This window comes from Bacillus pumilus, from assembly GCF_900186955.1.
GTDB classification, from domain to species: domain Bacteria; phylum Bacillota; class Bacilli; order Bacillales; family Bacillaceae; genus Bacillus; species Bacillus pumilus.
The window spans coordinates 1,823,121-1,839,308 of sequence record NZ_LT906438.1 but is presented as its reverse complement, the minus strand read 5'-3'; the positions used below and the strand labels follow the sequence as shown (position 1 = coordinate 1,839,308).

The 16,188-nt window shown below is 44.5% G+C and carries 13 protein-coding genes; 10 read left to right on the top strand and 3 right to left on the bottom strand.

Features of this window, described 5'->3' with window-relative positions; genetic code table 11:
- Window positions 1–53: 53 nt before the first annotated feature.
- From CKW02_RS09280 to CKW02_RS09245, 8 genes are read left to right on the top strand one after another with little or no spacing between them, the layout of a single operon-like run.
- Window positions 54–1,196 (top strand): acyl-CoA dehydrogenase family protein, encoded by a 1,143-nt coding sequence (locus CKW02_RS09280; protein ID WP_003211257.1) that lies wholly within the window; start codon window positions 54–56, stop codon window positions 1,194–1,196.
- 42 nt (window positions 1,197–1,238) lie between these two features.
- Window positions 1,239–2,876, top strand: a complete 1,638-nt coding sequence (locus CKW02_RS09275) for an AMP-binding protein (RefSeq protein ID WP_003211923.1) — start codon at window positions 1,239–1,241, stop codon at window positions 2,874–2,876.
- 8 nt (window positions 2,877–2,884) lie between these two features.
- On the top strand, window positions 2,885–4,234 hold the full coding sequence (locus tag CKW02_RS09270) for an acetyl-CoA carboxylase biotin carboxylase subunit (protein ID WP_003212143.1): 1,350 nt from the start codon (window positions 2,885–2,887) through the stop codon (window positions 4,232–4,234).
- Complete coding sequence (locus tag CKW02_RS09265; protein ID WP_034322699.1) at window positions 4,231–4,446, top strand: acetyl-CoA carboxylase biotin carboxyl carrier protein subunit; 216 nt, start codon at window positions 4,231–4,233, stop codon at window positions 4,444–4,446. Before CKW02_RS09270 ends, CKW02_RS09265 begins: the two co-directional genes overlap by 4 nt.
- A gap of 11 nt (window positions 4,447–4,457) precedes the next feature.
- Entirely contained in the window at window positions 4,458–5,366 is a 909-nt protein-coding gene (locus tag CKW02_RS09260; protein WP_003210822.1) for a hydroxymethylglutaryl-CoA lyase, read from the top strand.
- A gap of 14 nt (window positions 5,367–5,380) precedes the next feature.
- On the top strand, window positions 5,381–6,163 hold the full coding sequence (locus tag CKW02_RS09255) for an enoyl-CoA hydratase (RefSeq protein ID WP_003211087.1): 783 nt from the start codon (window positions 5,381–5,383) through the stop codon (window positions 6,161–6,163).
- An 18-nt stretch (window positions 6,164–6,181) separates the two neighbouring features.
- Complete coding sequence (locus tag CKW02_RS09250; RefSeq protein ID WP_003211285.1) at window positions 6,182–7,705, top strand: acyl-CoA carboxylase subunit beta; 1,524 nt, start codon at window positions 6,182–6,184, stop codon at window positions 7,703–7,705.
- 13 nt (window positions 7,706–7,718) lie between these two features.
- Entirely contained in the window at window positions 7,719–9,656 is a 1,938-nt protein-coding gene (locus tag CKW02_RS09245; protein WP_003211454.1) for an AMP-binding protein, read from the top strand.
- Window positions 9,657–9,765: 109 nt separating this feature from the next.
- On the opposite strand, the gene cysI is transcribed toward CKW02_RS09245, so the two are convergent.
- Together cysI and CKW02_RS09235 are read right to left on the bottom strand one after the other, a co-directional pair.
- Window positions 9,766–11,484 carry an assimilatory sulfite reductase (NADPH) hemoprotein subunit gene (cysI, locus tag CKW02_RS09240; RefSeq protein WP_003211384.1) on the bottom strand — a complete coding sequence of 573 codons (1,719 nt, stop codon included), beginning with the start codon at window positions 11,482–11,484 and terminating at the stop codon, window positions 9,766–9,768.
- 37 nt (window positions 11,485–11,521) lie between these two features.
- Window positions 11,522–13,342 (bottom strand): assimilatory sulfite reductase (NADPH) flavoprotein subunit, encoded by a 1,821-nt coding sequence (locus CKW02_RS09235; protein ID WP_003211588.1) that lies wholly within the window; start codon window positions 13,340–13,342, stop codon window positions 11,522–11,524.
- A 321-nt stretch (window positions 13,343–13,663) separates the two neighbouring features.
- Between CKW02_RS09235 and CKW02_RS09230 the strand changes: the two genes are divergently transcribed.
- Entirely contained in the window at window positions 13,664–14,023 is a 360-nt protein-coding gene (locus tag CKW02_RS09230) for a DUF3221 domain-containing protein (RefSeq protein ID WP_157733345.1), read from the top strand.
- A gap of 96 nt (window positions 14,024–14,119) precedes the next feature.
- On the opposite strand, the gene CKW02_RS09225 is transcribed toward CKW02_RS09230, so the two are convergent.
- Entirely contained in the window at window positions 14,120–15,547 is a 1,428-nt protein-coding gene (locus CKW02_RS09225; protein ID WP_003211183.1) for an aldehyde dehydrogenase family protein, read from the bottom strand.
- A 211-nt stretch (window positions 15,548–15,758) separates the two neighbouring features.
- Between CKW02_RS09225 and CKW02_RS09220 the strand changes: the two genes are divergently transcribed.
- A complete protein-coding gene (locus CKW02_RS09220) occupies window positions 15,759–16,184 on the top strand; it encodes a DMT family transporter (protein WP_012010174.1) in 426 nt (141 codons plus the stop codon).
- The last annotated feature ends 4 nt before the right edge of the window (window positions 16,185–16,188 follow it).

Here is a 16,188-nt window from a genome sequence, read left to right as displayed (position 1 = left end):
AGCAGCCACTTGATTAATAAATATGATAGAAAAGAGCCAAAGGGGGAAACACGATGGATTTTGAATTAACGAAAGAACAGCAAATGATTCGGCAGATGGTCAAAGAATTCGCCAAGGAAGAAATTGCACCACTCGCTCAAACCATTGATGAACAGGCTGTATTCCCAGCCCAAACTTTTCAAAAAATGGGGGAGCTCGGCTTGATGGGTATTCCTTTTCCAGAGAAATACGGAGGCTCAGGTGGAGATACAATCTCATATGCGCTCGCTGTAGAAGAAATCGGAAAACAGTGTGCCAGTACAGGTCTTAGCTATGCCGCGGCCGTTTCCTTAGGCGCAAGCCCGCTGTATTACTTCGGTACAGAGGAACAAAAAATGGATCACCTCGTCCCGCTGGCCTCTGGAACAGCACTCGGTTCCTTCGGATTAACGGAGCCAAATGCAGGATCAGATGCTAAAGGGACAAAAACAAAAGCGGTCAAAGACGGACAAGAATATGTGATTAGCGGGGAGAAATGCTGGATCACAAACGCCAATTTTGCCAGAACCATTATCGTTACCGCCGTATCGGATCACGATGAGCACGGCCGCCCGATCATTTCCGCCTTCATTGTAGAAAAAGGGCAAAAAGGGCTGACCATTACAAATCCATACGACAAAATGGGGGTGCGCGGTTCAGATACGGCTGAAATCATTTTAGACAACGTACGTGTACCAGCTCATCATATATTAGGAGATCCAAACAAAGGCTTCAAGCAATTTTTATACACTTTAGACGGGGGGCGAATTTCGATTGCTGCCTTATCTGTTGGGATCGCACAAGCTGCACTAGATGCTTCTCTCTCCTATGCAAAGGAAAGAAAGCAATTTGGGCAGACTCTTTCTTCCTTTCAAGCCATTCAGTTTAAGCTGGCAGATATGGCGATGCAAATAGAACTCGCTAGACAAATGGTGTGGAAAGCCGCCTGGCTGAAAGATCATGGCAAGCCATTTACAAAAGAAGCTGCCTATGCCAAACTTTTCGCTTCAGAAATGGCGACAAAAGCAAGTCTTGATGCTGTCCAAATTCACGGAGGAACAGGCTATATGAAAGAGTGCGGGGTAGAACGGCTTGTGAGAGATGCCAAGCTCATGGAAATTGGAGAAGGCACCTCTGAAATTCAGCGTTTAGTCATCGCAAGACAATTGTTAGCTTAATTCTGTTATGAAAACGCTTACTATTGGTGGGGGAGGAAATTCATGATGTCGATTCATCCACAAACGATTGGCTCCCTATTAAAAGAGAAAAAGGAGCAGCACCCAGCACATGAAGCCATTGTGTATCCAGAACGTTCATTACGTTATTCATACGAAGCGTTTTTTAAAGAGGTCAAGGAAACAGGGAAAGGTCTTATGGCATTAGGCGTTCAAAAAGGAGATCATATCGCCATTATGGCACCCAATGTACCTGAATGGCTCATGCTGCAATTCGCCTGCGCTTCTATTGGAGCCGTTCTTGTCACCGTGAATACGAACTTTCAATCACAAGAACTCGCTTACTTACTAAAGCACTCTGATAGCAGCATGCTGTTTATCGTAGACGGGTTTAAAGAGACATCTTATGTCAGAATGCTTGAAGACCTCATCCCAGAGCTCCAAACAGCTCATCAGGGCGAGATCACTTCAACAGCATTTCCATATTTAAAAAGTGTCGTCTATATTGGCGAGCGCACGCCAAAGGGCATGCGCAGCTGGGACAGTATTCAAGCTGCTACCAAAAGAACGGAGGATGATGAATGGGAGAAACGAATGGAGGAGCTGACGCCTGATGACGTCATTAATATGCAATATACGTCAGGGACTACCGGCTACCCAAAAGGCGTCATGCTCAGCCATACAAACATCGTCTGCAATGCCAGTCAAATCGCAGATTGCATGAAGCTCACCCGTGAAGACCGCATGTGTATCCCCGTGCCGTTTTTTCATTGCTTTGGGTCTGTTCTTGGCGTACTTGCTTGTCTCGCAAAAGGTGGCACGATCATTCCAATTGAATCTTTCCACCCAGAGCGCGTCCTTCAAACAGTGGAAAAAGAGAAGTGCACGGTTCTTCACGGCGTCCCGACAATGTTCATTGCAGAGCTTGATCATCCGAATTTCCACAAGTACAATCTGTCTACATTACGCACCGGCATTATGGCAGGATCTCTATGCCCATCCCATGTGATGAAAGCCGTCATTGAACAAATGGGTCTGAAGGAGCTCACGATTGCCTACGGCCAGACTGAAAGCTCACCTGTCATTACCCAAACAAGAACGGATGATTCATTTGAAAGGCGGGTTCAAACAGTCGGCCGGGCGCTTCCTCACATCGAAGTGAAAATCACCGCCCCAGGTACCCCATATGAAGTACCAAGAGGAGAACAAGGCGAGCTGTGCACGAGAGGCTATCACGTGATGAAAGGCTACTATAAAAATGAAGAAGCCACAAATGAAGTCATTGATGAGGACGGGTGGCTTCATACAGGAGATTTAGCGGAGATGGATGAGGATGGCTATGTGATAATCACAGGACGGCTGAAAGATATGATCATTAGAGGCGGGGAAAATGTTTATCCAAAAGAGATTGAAGACGTTCTTTACACGCATCCAGCCATTCTTGATGCACAGGTCGTCGGTATTCCTGACGAGACTTACGGAGAAGAAGCCGCCGCATTCATTCGGCTCAAACAAGGTCACGCGGTGACGATTGAGACATTAACCAGCTACTGTCAGTCACAAATGGCACGCTACAAAATTCCGAAATATTTTTTCATCACAGACGAGTATCCGATGACCGCCTCAGGGAAGATTCAAAAATTTCGTCTGAAAAAACAGGCGCTTGATCTAATAAAGGAGTGAGGGCAGCGATGTTCAAAAAAGTATTGATCGCCAATCGAGGCGAAATTGCTCGTCGAATTATTCGGACTTGTAAAAGGCTCGGGATCAACACCGTGGCTGTTTATTCAGAGGCAGATCAGCATGCGCTTCATGTACAAGAAGCAGACAGCGCCTATCTGATTGGAGGTGCAAAAGTATCTGAAAGCTATTTAAACATGGAAGTGATCATTGAGGTAGCCAAGCAGACAAATACAGACGCCATCCACCCTGGGTATGGCCTTTTATCAGAAAATGCCGCCTTTGCTGAACGGTGCCGCAGCGAAGGAATCGCTTTTATTGGTCCATCTGCACAGGTCATTCAGCGCATGGGGAATAAAATTGAAGCGAGAAAAACGATGGATCATACGGGAATCCCCATTGTACCTGGCGTTTCAGCACCTCTCCATGACGCAGAAGAAGGAATCAGTAAAGCGCAGTCACTCGGTTATCCGATCATGCTCAAGGCATCCAGCGGAGGCGGAGGTATCGGAATGCAGCTTGTCCGAAATGATGAGGAGCTGCGTAAAGCTTTCGAGGGAAATCAAAAAAGAGCGCAAAGTTTTTTTAACGACGGGACGCTTTATATGGAAAAGGTCATTGAAGACGCGCGGCACATTGAAATCCAGGTCCTCTTTGATTCATTCGGCCACGGGGTTCACTTATTTGAGCGCGACTGTTCACTCCAGAGAAGACACCAGAAAATCATCGAAGAAGCACCAGCTGCCTGTCTCGATGAATCCGTAAGACAAGAGATGGGACGGGTGGCGGTGAAAGCAGCCAAAGCCATCGGCTATGAAAATGCAGGGACAATTGAATGTTTAGTCGATCAAAATCAACAATTTTACTTTCTAGAGATGAACACGAGATTACAAGTAGAGCACCCTGTCACAGAAGAAATTACAGGTATTGATCTTGTCGAGGAGCAACTGAAAATCGCTGCATCAGAGCCGCTTTCCTTCAATCAGGAGGACATTCATCAAATCGGGCATGCCATCGAGGTCAGAATCTATGCGGAGGACCCCGTCACCTTTTATCCGTCACCAGGAACAATCACTCGGCTATCTATACCAGAAGCTCCCTATATACGCCATGAATCAAGTGTGACAAGCGGGAGCGTCATTACCCCATATTACGATCCAATGATTGCGAAGATGGTCGTTTACGGTGATACACGAAAACTTGCAATAGAACGATTAAACGTTGCGTTACAAGCATATGAAATAGAAGGGATCAAAACCAACTTACCGCTTTTGAGGGAAATGGCTGGATCATCTGCTTTCTTACGTGGCAGCATCACAACCGATTTTCTCATGAAAAAAAGGGAGGGGAACCGTTCATGAAAACGGTCACGATACAAATGGCGGGAAACTTATGGAAGCTTCTTGTGAAACAAGGCGATGAAGTGCAAAAAGGGCAGGAGGTCGCTATCTTGGAATCAATGAAAATGGAGATTCCAATAGTGGCAGAAGAGGCAGGTGTCATCAGCAAAGTGTATAAAGCAGAGGGAGAATTTGTCGATGAAGGGGAGGTTCTTTTAGAGCTGACAGAATAGGAGGGAGCGAGATGGCATTACCAAAACGTGTACTTATTAGGGAGGTCGGCCCGCGGGACGGATTGCAAAATGAATCCACTTGGCTGGACACAAGTGAGAAGCAAAGATGGATTGAACTGCTCACAGCAGCCCGGCTCCCTTATATTGAAGTCACCTCATTTGTTCATCCTAAATGGGTCCCAGCCTTAAAAGATGCCAAAGAATTAGCCCAATCCTTACACAAAAAAGGCGATATCACCTATGCAGCACTCATTCCTAACGAAAAAGGCTTAGCTCACTTTTTTGAAGCAAATCTTGACACAGGCGCTATGTTTATCTCTTCGAGTGAAACGCATAACAAAAAGAATATGAATCAATCCATCCACGAAACACTTCCTGTCATCAAACAAATGACAGCTGATTTAAAAGCAGCCGGAAAACACACACGCGCATATATTTCCACCGTGTTTGGCTGCCCTTATGAACATCAAGTGCCAATGGATCAAGTATTGCGGTTAACGGATATGCTGCTTTCTTATGGCATTGATGAAATATCACTCGGCGACACCATTGGAGAAGCCCATCCGCTTCAAGTAGAAAGGCGCTTAGACATTTTACTTGAACGTTTTCCTGCTGATAAAATCGCTCTTCATTTTCATGATACGAAAGGGATGGGTCTTGCCAATATTTATACGGCATTAAAAGCGGGAATCACCACATTTGACGCCTCTAGCGGCGGGCTAGGCGGCTGTCCATATGCGCCTGGCTCTAGCGGAAATGTCGCGACAGAAGATGTCGTGCATATGCTTCAAAAACTAGGAATCGAAACCAATATCGATTTTCCAGCATTGATAAAAGCGGCAGAATGGATCGAAACAAAAGTAAATCGAACCCTGCCTAGTCATTGTTTACGTGCTTTTCACTCTCATACTACTTCATAAAGGATGAATGTGACATGACATCATTGGTCAATTTTACGATACAAGATGAACAGATTGGGATCATGACCTTAAACAGACCAGAACAAGCAAATTCCCTATCTGCTGCGATGCTTGAGGAGATCAATCAACTCATTCAAGAAATCAAACATGATGAAAGCATCCGCTGCCTGCTCATGACAGGAGCTGGTTCTAACGTTTTTTGCGCAGGTGCTGATTTAAAAGAGCGACGATTGATGACAGAAGAAGAAGCAAAAGCGGCAGTTCTGTCAATTCAGCAAACCTTTACAGAAATTGAATCCCTTCCTGTACCTGTCATTGCCGTCATGAACGGAATCGCACTTGGCGGAGGACTTGAGCTCGCGCTAGCTTGTGATATTCGCATCGCACGAGCCGGAGCAAGACTCGGTCTGCCAGAAACAGGACTAGCTATCATACCAGGGGCAGGAGGGACGCAGCGGCTTCCGCGTGTCGTCGGACTCGGTAAAGCAAAAGAACTGATTTTCACAGGTGCTTCATTACAAGCTGAAGAAGCCATTCAAATTGGACTAATTGAGCACCTCTCTTTAGGAGATTCCCTTATGAATGACGCCATTTCTCTCGCAAAACAAATCGCCAAAAACGGCCCAATTGCTCTAAAAGAAGCGAAACGAGCGATTCAAATGAGTCTTGATCACGATCTGCGTACAGGTTTGATGAAGGAATACGAAGCCTATGTACGGCTCATTGATACAGAAGATCGAATGGAGGGCCTTCAAGCTTTCCAAGAAAAACGAACGCCTCAATACAGAGGCAACTAGCAAGAAAGGGGACTGGGCATGATCGAAGAATATGAAGTGAAAAAACAGCGAATTGTCAAAGGAGGAGCCGAACGATACCATCAAAAAAACAAAGAAAAAGGAAAATTGTTCGTCCGTGACCGGCTCCAGTTGCTATTAGATCAGGATTCGTTCATTGAGGATGCGATGTTTGCCGAGTGTAAAGATGAGCATTTACCAGCAGATGGTGTTGTCACAGGGACAGGGCAGATGAATGGGCAAACCGTATGCGTTATGGCAAATGATTCTACTGTCAAAGCTGGATCATGGGGCGTCAAAACGGTAGAAAAAATCATTAGAATCCAAGAAACAGCGGAAAAGCTCAACTGCCCGATGCTGTATTTAGTCGACTCTGCGGGTGCAAGAATCACCGATCAAATTGCAATGTTTCCAGGCAGAAGGGGAGCGGGACGCATTTTTTATAACCAGGTGAAGCTGTCTGGACGTATCCCGCAAGTTTGTTTACTATTTGGTCCTTCTGCGGCAGGAGGTGCTTACATTCCTGCTTTTTGTGACATCGTTGTGATGGTCGAAGGGAATGCCTCGATGTATTTAGGCTCTCCGAGAATGGCCGAAATGGTGATTGGAGAAAAAGTAACACTTGAAGAAATGGGCGGGGCAAACATGCACTGTAGCATATCCGGATGTGGTGATATTTTAGCCAAAACCGAGGAAGAAGCAATTCAAATCGCTCGCGACTATTTAACCTACATGCCTGCCAACTATACAGAGAAACCAAAACCGGCAGCCGCAAAAGCACCTAAAGCATCTGAGATGACCATCCAAGGCCTTATTCCTAAAGGGCAAAATACCCCTTTTGATATGTATCAGCTCATTGATTTACTCATTGATGAAGGATCATTTTTTGAAATTAAAAAACTGTTTGCCGCAGAGCTGATCACAGGCTTTGGCCGAATGAACGGGCAGCCTGTCGGTCTTATTGCTAACCAGCCGAGGGTAAAAGGCGGGGTGCTGTTCCATGACTCAGCTGATAAAGCCGCTAAGTTTATTCAGCTATGTGACGCCTTTCATATCCCGCTCCTTTTCCTTGCGGATATACCGGGATTTATGATCGGAACAAAAGTGGAACAAGCTGGTATTATCAGACACGGGGCGAAAATGATCTCCGCTATGTCAGAGGCAACCGTTCCGAAAATATCAGTCATTGTGCGTAAAGCATACGGTGCAGGTCTATATGCAATGGCAGGACCAGCGTTTGAACCAGACTGCTGTCTCGCTCTTCCATCGGCACAAATTGCTGTCATGGGACCAGAAGCGGCTGTAAATGCTGTCTATGCAAATAAGATTGCTGAATTGCCTGCTGAAGAGAGAGCTGCATTTATCCATGAGAAACGCAAGGAATATCAAGAAGATATGAATATATATGAGCTTGCTTCTGAAATGATTGTCGACGGCGTCATCCCGTTCGACCACTTGCGAGATGAGCTTTGTCATCGCTTCCAAGCCTATTCCTCAAAAGAGATGACATTTACAAGACGAAAACATCCGGTTTATCCGGTCTAAAGGGGGCACCCTCATGATGAACCTGAAACCAGCATGGATACCGGAAGAGCAAATGATCAAACAGACACGTCTTTACAAATGGATGTACTCACTTGGTTTTTCTACTTATGATGCATTCTACAAAGCTAGTGTCGAGCGTACCGATTGGTTTTGGAGAGAAGCCGAAAAGGCGGTCGGTATCAAGTGGAAGATGCCGTACGAAGCCGCATTAGGTCAAGATTCACTCATGTGGCCGAACTGGTATAAAGGCGGTCAACTCAACATAACCGAAACGGCCGTGGACAAATGGGCAGAGAACGAAGATGCGCAGCATCAGCCAGCCGTGATTTGGAAAAACGAGATGGGCGAAGAGAGGAAATGGACGTATCTCGATCTTCAGGAAAAGGTGAATCGCCTCGCTGCTGGCTTTTTGAAGAATGGGCTTCAAAAAGGAGATGTGGCAGTCATTTATATGCCGATGCTTCCTGAAACGGTCGCTGTCATGCTAGCCTTTGCGAAAATTGGCGTTATCTTTAGCCCCGTCTTCTCCGGGTATGGAAGCGAGCCTCTTGCCGTACGTATTCGTGCGTCAAGTGCAGCCATTGTCGTCACAGGCTCAGGCATGACGCGCCGCGGGAAGAAGATCAATATGCGGGAATGTGCAGCAGAAGCCATAGGCAAAACCACGACCGTCAAAACCGTCATTGTACACACTTCCTCTGACACTGAATATGAAGGAGATATTAGGTTAAACGATTTGTTAAAAGAAGACCCGATAAGTGAAACGACCTATCTCTCAAATGAAGAGCCTCTCATGATCTTATACACTTCTGGAACGACTGGTACGCCAAAAGGAGCAGTCCATACACACGCAGGATTCCCTGTAAAAGCAGCTTTTGATGCCGGTCTTTGTATGGACGTTGCAAAAGGAGACCGCTTGTTTTGGCTCACAGACATGGGCTGGATGATGGGGCCATTTCTCGTCTTTGGGGGCTTGATCAATGGAGCTGCGATTGTTTTATATGACGGCGCACCCGATTATCCAGATGAACAGCACCTCTGGTCATTCATTCACGAGCAAAAGGTCACCCACTTTGGGCTTTCTCCTACGTTTGTTCGATCTGCGATGCAGCAAAATCTTGCAGGTATAAAGTTGCCGCATGTCAAAGCCATCATTTCTACAGGTGAGCCGTGGAATGAAGCACCATGGCAATGGCTTTTTGACAAAATCGGTCATAAGCATATTCCAATTCTAAACTATTCGGGAGGAACAGAAGTCTCAGGCGGAATTGTAGGAAGTACGCTGCTTCGCCCAATTAAGCCAGTCCTTTTTAATGCGGCGATTTTAGGAATGGCAGCTGATGTATATAATGAAGCAGGTCAGAGCGTCATAAATGAAGTAGGAGAGCTCGTTGTGAAAAAGCCATGGGTTGGCATGACATGTGGGTTTTGGAAAGATCCTAAGCGTTATGAAGATACGTATTTCAAACGATTTGATGGGGTATGGACACATGGGGATTGGGTGGTGCAATCAGAGGATGGCACGTTTCATATCACTGGCAGATCAGATGATGTCATTAATACAGCAGGAAAACGAGTCGGTCCAGCAGAAATTGAATCCATTCTTGTCGGACACCCAGCTGTACACGAGGCAGCAGTGATTGGGGTAAAGGATGAGGTGAAGGGGGAGGCACTCGTGTGCTTCATCGTGACCAGCCCGCAGTCTTGTGACGAAACAAAACTGATTCAAGAGCTCAAAACTCATGTTGGTTCATATGCAGGAAAAGCGCTCACGCCAAAGGAAATTCATCTTATTTCAGCTTTACCGAAAACAAGAAACGGAAAAATCGTCCGGCGTTTATTAAAAGGAGCTTATGAACAGCAGCCTTCACCAGATCTTTCTTCTTTAGACAATCCTCATGTGTACAAAAGCATTTGCGAGTACTTGAAACGGAAACAGAACAGCATGTAAACAAGCCCTTGCATCGGTGTTCAGGTCTGCGTGCCGGTACTCGTTCTTCCTAGGGCTGCAAAGATTTTCTATCACACTGAAAAAAGACAGGAGAGTGTCCTGTCTTTTTCTATTGCACATGAAAATTCGTGCCATCTGTTGTTTCTTTGACAATCCCTGCCCGAACGACAAAATCACCGAAATGTTCTTGGTCTTCTCGTTCTTTTGCATAGCGGGGGAGAAGAGAGCCAAGCTCGTTTAAAATCTCTTCCTCACCAACATTTTCACGGTACAGCTTACTTAATCTGCTGCCATCAAACGCAGCGCCAAGATACATGTTGTATTTGCCAGGTGATTTGCCGATAAAGCCAATTTCACCTAGCGCATGACGGGCACATCCATTTGGACAACCAGTCATACGAATCGTGATTTCTTTATCACTTAAGCCGTTTTCTTCGACAATCTCTTCAATTTTGTCAATCAAGCGTGGGAGGTAGCGTTCTGCTTCTGCCATCGCTAAGCCGCATGTTGGAAGAGAAACACAGGCCATTGAACTGCGGCGGAGTGCAGAGTGCTGCTGACCATCTGATAAGCCGAACTCCTGAATGAGCTGCTCGATTTGTTTCTTTTTATGAGAAGTGACATTTCCAATGATCAAATTTTGATTCGCTGTTAAGCGGAAGTCACCTGAATGAATCTTTGCGATTTCACGAATACCTGTCATCAGCGGATAATCATCATAATCTATGATGCGTCCGCCTTCTACAAACATCGTATAATGCCATCTGCCATTGATGCCTTTTACCCAGCCATAGCGGTCCCCATTATGATCAAAGTGATAACCTCTTGCGTCTAAAAGGGCAAACCCGAGGCGGCGTTCCAGCTCTTCTTTTACATTCTCAAGACCAAGGCGGTCCACTGTATATTTAAAACGGGCATTTTTTCGCACCGAACGGTTTCCATAGTCACGCTGAATGGTAATCACTTGTTTCGCAATCTCTACAACTTGTTCCGGTGTACAAAAGCCAATCACTTTTGCAAGCTGAGGATAGGTGGCTGTATCACCATGAGTCATGCCCATTCCGCCGCCAATTGCGACATTAAAGCCGATCAATTGCTCATTTTCGATGATCGCAATGAAGCCTAAATCCTGCGAAAAGACATCAATATCATTAGCAGGAGGGACCGCCACACCAATTTTGAATTTCCTTGGTAAATAAAGCGGGCCATACATCGGTTCAACTTCCGTATCTGGCGTTGCCGCAACCTTTTCCTCATCAAGCCAAATTTCGTGATACGCCCTTGTTTGCGGGAGCAGGTCATCACTTAATTTTTTCGCCAGCTCGTAGACATCATGGTGCACTTCTGATTGATAGGGGTTTGATGTACACATGACATTCCGGTTCACGTCGCCGCAAGCAGCAATTGTATCAAGCATAGTAGAATGAATGTCTTGTATGGTTTTTTTCATGTTCCATTTTAAAATACCGTGAAGCTGAAAAGTTTCACGAGTAGTCAGCTTTAACGTACCGTTTCCGTATGTGTGAGCAAGCTCATCCATCACTAGCCACTGCTTAGATGTGGCGATTCCTCCAGGCAGGCGTACGCGCAGCATAAATTGATAGGCTGGCTCAAGTTTTTGTTTCTGCCGTTCATTTCTGAGGTCTCGATCATCCTGTAAATAGCTGCCGTGATGCTTCATCAGGCGATTGTCATCATCAGGAATTCCCGCTGAAATCGGATCAAGCATTACTTCTTTTAACGTACCCCGTAAATAATCACTTTTTTCTTTGATTTCTTCTACGTCGCTCGGAGGTCCATCCGGCGCTGTTAATGCTGTCTTCACCATGTAAGTAAAAGCTCCTTTCTTTCAAGCATCAAGTCCATTAATATACGTCGCGCTGATAGCGTTTTTGCTGCTGCAAGTTAGCTAGATAGCTTTCTGCTTTCTCTTTGCTCATCGCTCCTTCTTCTTGGATAATCGATAGAAGCGTATGATGAACATCATGCGCCATATGCTTTTCATCTCCGCAAACATATACATAGGCACCTTGCTCCAGCCATTCGAATAATTCTTTACTTTGCTTCTTCATTTGATGCTGAACATATACTTTTTCCTCTGAATCTCTAGAAAAGGCCACATCCATTTTCGTTAAGACGCCATCTTTTAACCACTTTTGCCATTCGGTTTGATATAAGAAGTCCGTCACAAAGTGCTGATCGCCGAAGAATAACCACGATTTTCCGCTTGCACCGATTTCTTCTCGTTCCTGCATAAACGAACGGAAAGGGGCGATACCTGTACCTGGCCCCACCATAATGATCGGTGCATCAGGGTTTTCAGGAAGCTTAAAGTTTTGATTGTGCTGAATATAAACAGGCAGCGTATCACCTGGCTCTAAGCGCTCTGCACATAGAATGGAGCAGACACCTTGACGTTCTCTCCCGTGCGCATCATATCTCACAGCACCGATCGTCAAATGAACCTCTTCTTCATTCGCTTTCAGGCTGCTTGCAATCGAATAAAGGCGGGCAGGAATTTTTCTTAAAATCGCAGTAAAGTCTGCGGCTGTTCCTTCAAAAGGACCGAAGTCGCGCGCAGCATCGACTAAATCTCTTCCTGCTAAATACGCTTTTAACTTTTCTTCATTTCCTTCTTCTAAAAGGGCATGGAGAGCTTCATTTTTCGTCAAGTCCGCCAACTTTTGAAGAAGGGGTTTTGTTAATACTGTAATCTCAAAATGTGAGGTAAGTGCTTCTTTTAAAGGAAGAGTGTCACCGTTTTTATGAACAGTTACGGCTTCGTCTGCATTCCATCCACATGTTGTGATCAGTTCATCAACAAGCGCAGGATCATTTGTTGGATAAATTCCAAGGCTGTCACCCGGTTCATACACAAGTCCTGATCCTTCTAGTGAAAGCTCCAAATGGCGGGTCTCTTTGTTAGAGCCGCGACCATTTAGATTGATATTTTCAAGAACTTCCGCATAAAAAGGATTCGTTCTTGAGTATTCAGTAGCTGCTGTTTGGTTGCTCTCTCCTGCTGATTCTTGCGGGAAGGCTGCGGCTTCACCTTCGCTAAGTGACGATGTCACCCCTTGAAGCCATTCCGAAAACGGCTCATCATAATCAAGGTCACAATCCACTCGATCTGTCAGGCGCGTTCCGCCAAGCTCTTTGAAGCGCTCATCAAATTCTTTTCCAGTCTGACAGAAGAATTCGTAGGAGCTGTCGCCTAGCGATAAAACAGAAAAGCTTAAATGATCAAGCTTTGGCGCACGTCTGCCGTGGACATATTCATGGAAAGAAAGGGCATTATCAGGCGGATCTCCCTCGCCATGTGTGCTGACGATCATCAGTAAATTGTGTATTTTTTTCAGATTATTTGGTTTAAAATCTGACATAGAAGAGAGCGTCACTTGAAAACCTTTCTCCTCAAGATGCTGCGCTGTCTTTTTCGCTAATCCTTCAGAATTACCTGTTTGTGAGCCATAAATGACGGTAACATCTTTACTGACGTGCTGCGCAGGTACTGCGGCAGAAGGAGAAGGGGCTAGAGTAGCTGTTTCTGATCCGGTTAGAGCTGCCTGTGCTGATAAATAACCGGTAAGCCAAATTTTTTGTTGATCTGTTAAAGTCGGAAGCAGCTGATTAAGCAAGTCTGCCTGCTGCTGACTAAACGGACTGTTCAATACATGAAGTTGCAACGATATCCACCTCACAAGGAATATAAACATAGATTAATTCGATAGGAATTATATATATAGGTTCAATTTGAACTTTACCGAAAGTTTGCCATTAAGTAAAATATATAATATTGATTGTCATGATTAACATTTCTAATACCTTTACAAGGTAAATGAACTTGAGGGTAAATCGGTTTAACTGTATAAAGCATCTTAAGAAAAATGGGTCGTTTTGTTCTAAGAATGCTAGCATGAAGAAGCGATCGCAAAGAATTGAAAAGGGGTGAATGAAATTTGATACAGCTAAAGTTTTAAAAAATAAAATGTTTTCGGCTTGTCATCTTGATTTTTCTCATTTTATTAGTAGCGTGCAATTCTCCGAAGGGAAATATAAAGGATTCATACAATCAGAATAAAACAACAGCACCTTTTTCAAAAAAAGGCATACTGCTATGTAAAGAGGAGACGAGTTTACTTCTTATAAACAATAAAACGCCTCTAAAAAGCGATGATTCGTTGAATACTCATCTACTTATTGATAAGTATAAAGATGACCTCATCATTATCGATTTAACGAAAGTAGATTCTAAAGAGCTGTCACAGGGACAAACGATTGAGATTTGGTTTGATGAGTTACAAGAATCGTTTCCTCCAAAAGCAACCGTCGAAAAATACAAAATCATTATGGATAAGAAAAAATAAGAGAGTAGTAAGCAGTTCTTAAAATTCGAAATGGGTTCTTATTGATTAAATAAAAAGGGGAGAAAAACCCTAGAGTTTTTCTCCCTCCTCAAAAAATTATGCCGTTGGAAGTCCCATCACAGCTTTCACTTCTAAATATTCCTCGATGCCGAAGTCTCCCCATTCTCTTCCGATACCTGATTGCTTGAAGCCGCCAAATGGGGCAAAGTAATCTGTTTCGGCATTGTTAATGGTGATTTGGCCAGCACGAATATGTTCAGCGACATATTTTAATGTTTTTTCATCTTTTCCAACAACATACCCAGCAAGGCCATACACTGTATCATTGGCGATCTCAAGGGCATGATCCAGGTCCTGATACGTGATGACACTCATGACCGGTCCAAAAATTTCTTCTTGTGCAATGGTCATGTCATTTTTCACATTGGTGAAAATGGTATGCTTGGCGAAATATCCTTTATCGATTCCGTCCGGCTTTCCAGTTCCCCCTGCAAGAAGGGTAGCACCTTCTTCGATTCCTTTTTCAATATAAGATTGCACGGTATCCCATTGCTTTTTAGATACAAGCGGGCCTGTAGCATGATCTTCTCTCGGATCACCCACTGTAAACTTCGGCAGGGCGTTCAGCAGCGCTTTTTCAAACTTGTCTTTCATTGATTCTGGAATAAGCACACGCGTAGCTGCAGAACACACTTGACCTGTATTCATCGCAATATGATGAACAGCGGTTTCTGCTGCTACATCCACATCTGCATCATCTAAGACGATAAGAGGGGATTTCCCGCCAAGCTCAAGAGCCACTTTCTTCACGTTGTCCGCCGCGTTTTCCATAATTTTAGAGCCAACAGCACCTGATCCAGTAAATGAAACAAAGTCAATATCAGGATGTGAGCTAATGCCGTCACCAATCACGTCACCCGTTCCGTTTACTAAGTTGAAGACTCCTTTCGGTACACCAGCTTCATCAATAATTTCTGCAAGAATCATCGCAGCAAATGGTGTAATTTCCGCTGGCTTTAAGACAACTGGTGAGCCTGCCGCAATGGCACCTGCGATTTTAAGAGATGTCTGATTCGTTGGGAAGTTCCACGGTGTAATCAATCCGCTGACGCCAATCGCTTCTTTTATAATGGTATGTCCGCCGCGGTCCTCTGTAAATGTATAAGATTTAAGTGCTTCCGCTGCTTTAGAAAAATGTTCATAGCCCATTTTGTAATGAACTTCTTCGGATACTTTTAGCGGTGCACCGAGCTCTTGTGTCATCACTTCTACAAGTTCATCTTTGCGTTTTTCGTAGCCGCGCACAATGTTTTCCAGCATTTTCACTCGGTCATTTCGAGATGTTTTGGAGAAAGAAGGGAAGGCGGCACGAGCTGCTTTCACAGCCTTATCTAAATCTTCTTTTGTTCCTAAGCTAATGGTGCCAATGACTTCCTCTGTCGCAGGGTTGATGACCTCCGTCGTTTCGTTTCCTGTTGATGCAATCCATTCTCCGTTAATAAAATGTTTCTCTTGATTTCTCATTCTGACATGTCTCCTTTTTGTATGTGATTCATTCAATATTCTGTTTTCAGCTGATATAAAACTGTACCCACTGTGAAAAATCTAAAACGAACAAACTGCAAAAGAAAAAGTTTCTGATATAATACGCAAAGTGGGACATATGTCCTTTTCAACCGGCAGGCATGTATCATTTAATGGAACTAGACTGAAAAAAGAAGGAGCTTTTGAACGAATGAAAGGTGTTATTTTCGCTTTATTAGGAGGCGCTTGTATTACACTACAAGGCGTAGCCAATGCAAGAATTAGCCAGGATATCGGCACATGGCAGGCAGCCACCATCACGCAGCTGACCGGCTTTATCATCTCGCTCGTCATTTTACTCATCGTACGAGATGGACACTTCAGAGAATATCGAAAGGTGCAGCCACTTTATTTAATAGGCGGCGCATTTGCAGCGATTATTATTTTTAATGAAGTCACTGCGATTCAAATAATCGGTGTGACACTCACTATCGCAGCTTTACTCATTGCACAGCTTGCTTTTACCTTTGCAATCGATGCAAAAGGATGGTTTGGTGTTCAGAAAAAGAAAATGAAATGGCCACATTACGCAGGAATTTTATTGATGGTCACAGGTGTGATCATTTTAAAACTATAAAGGA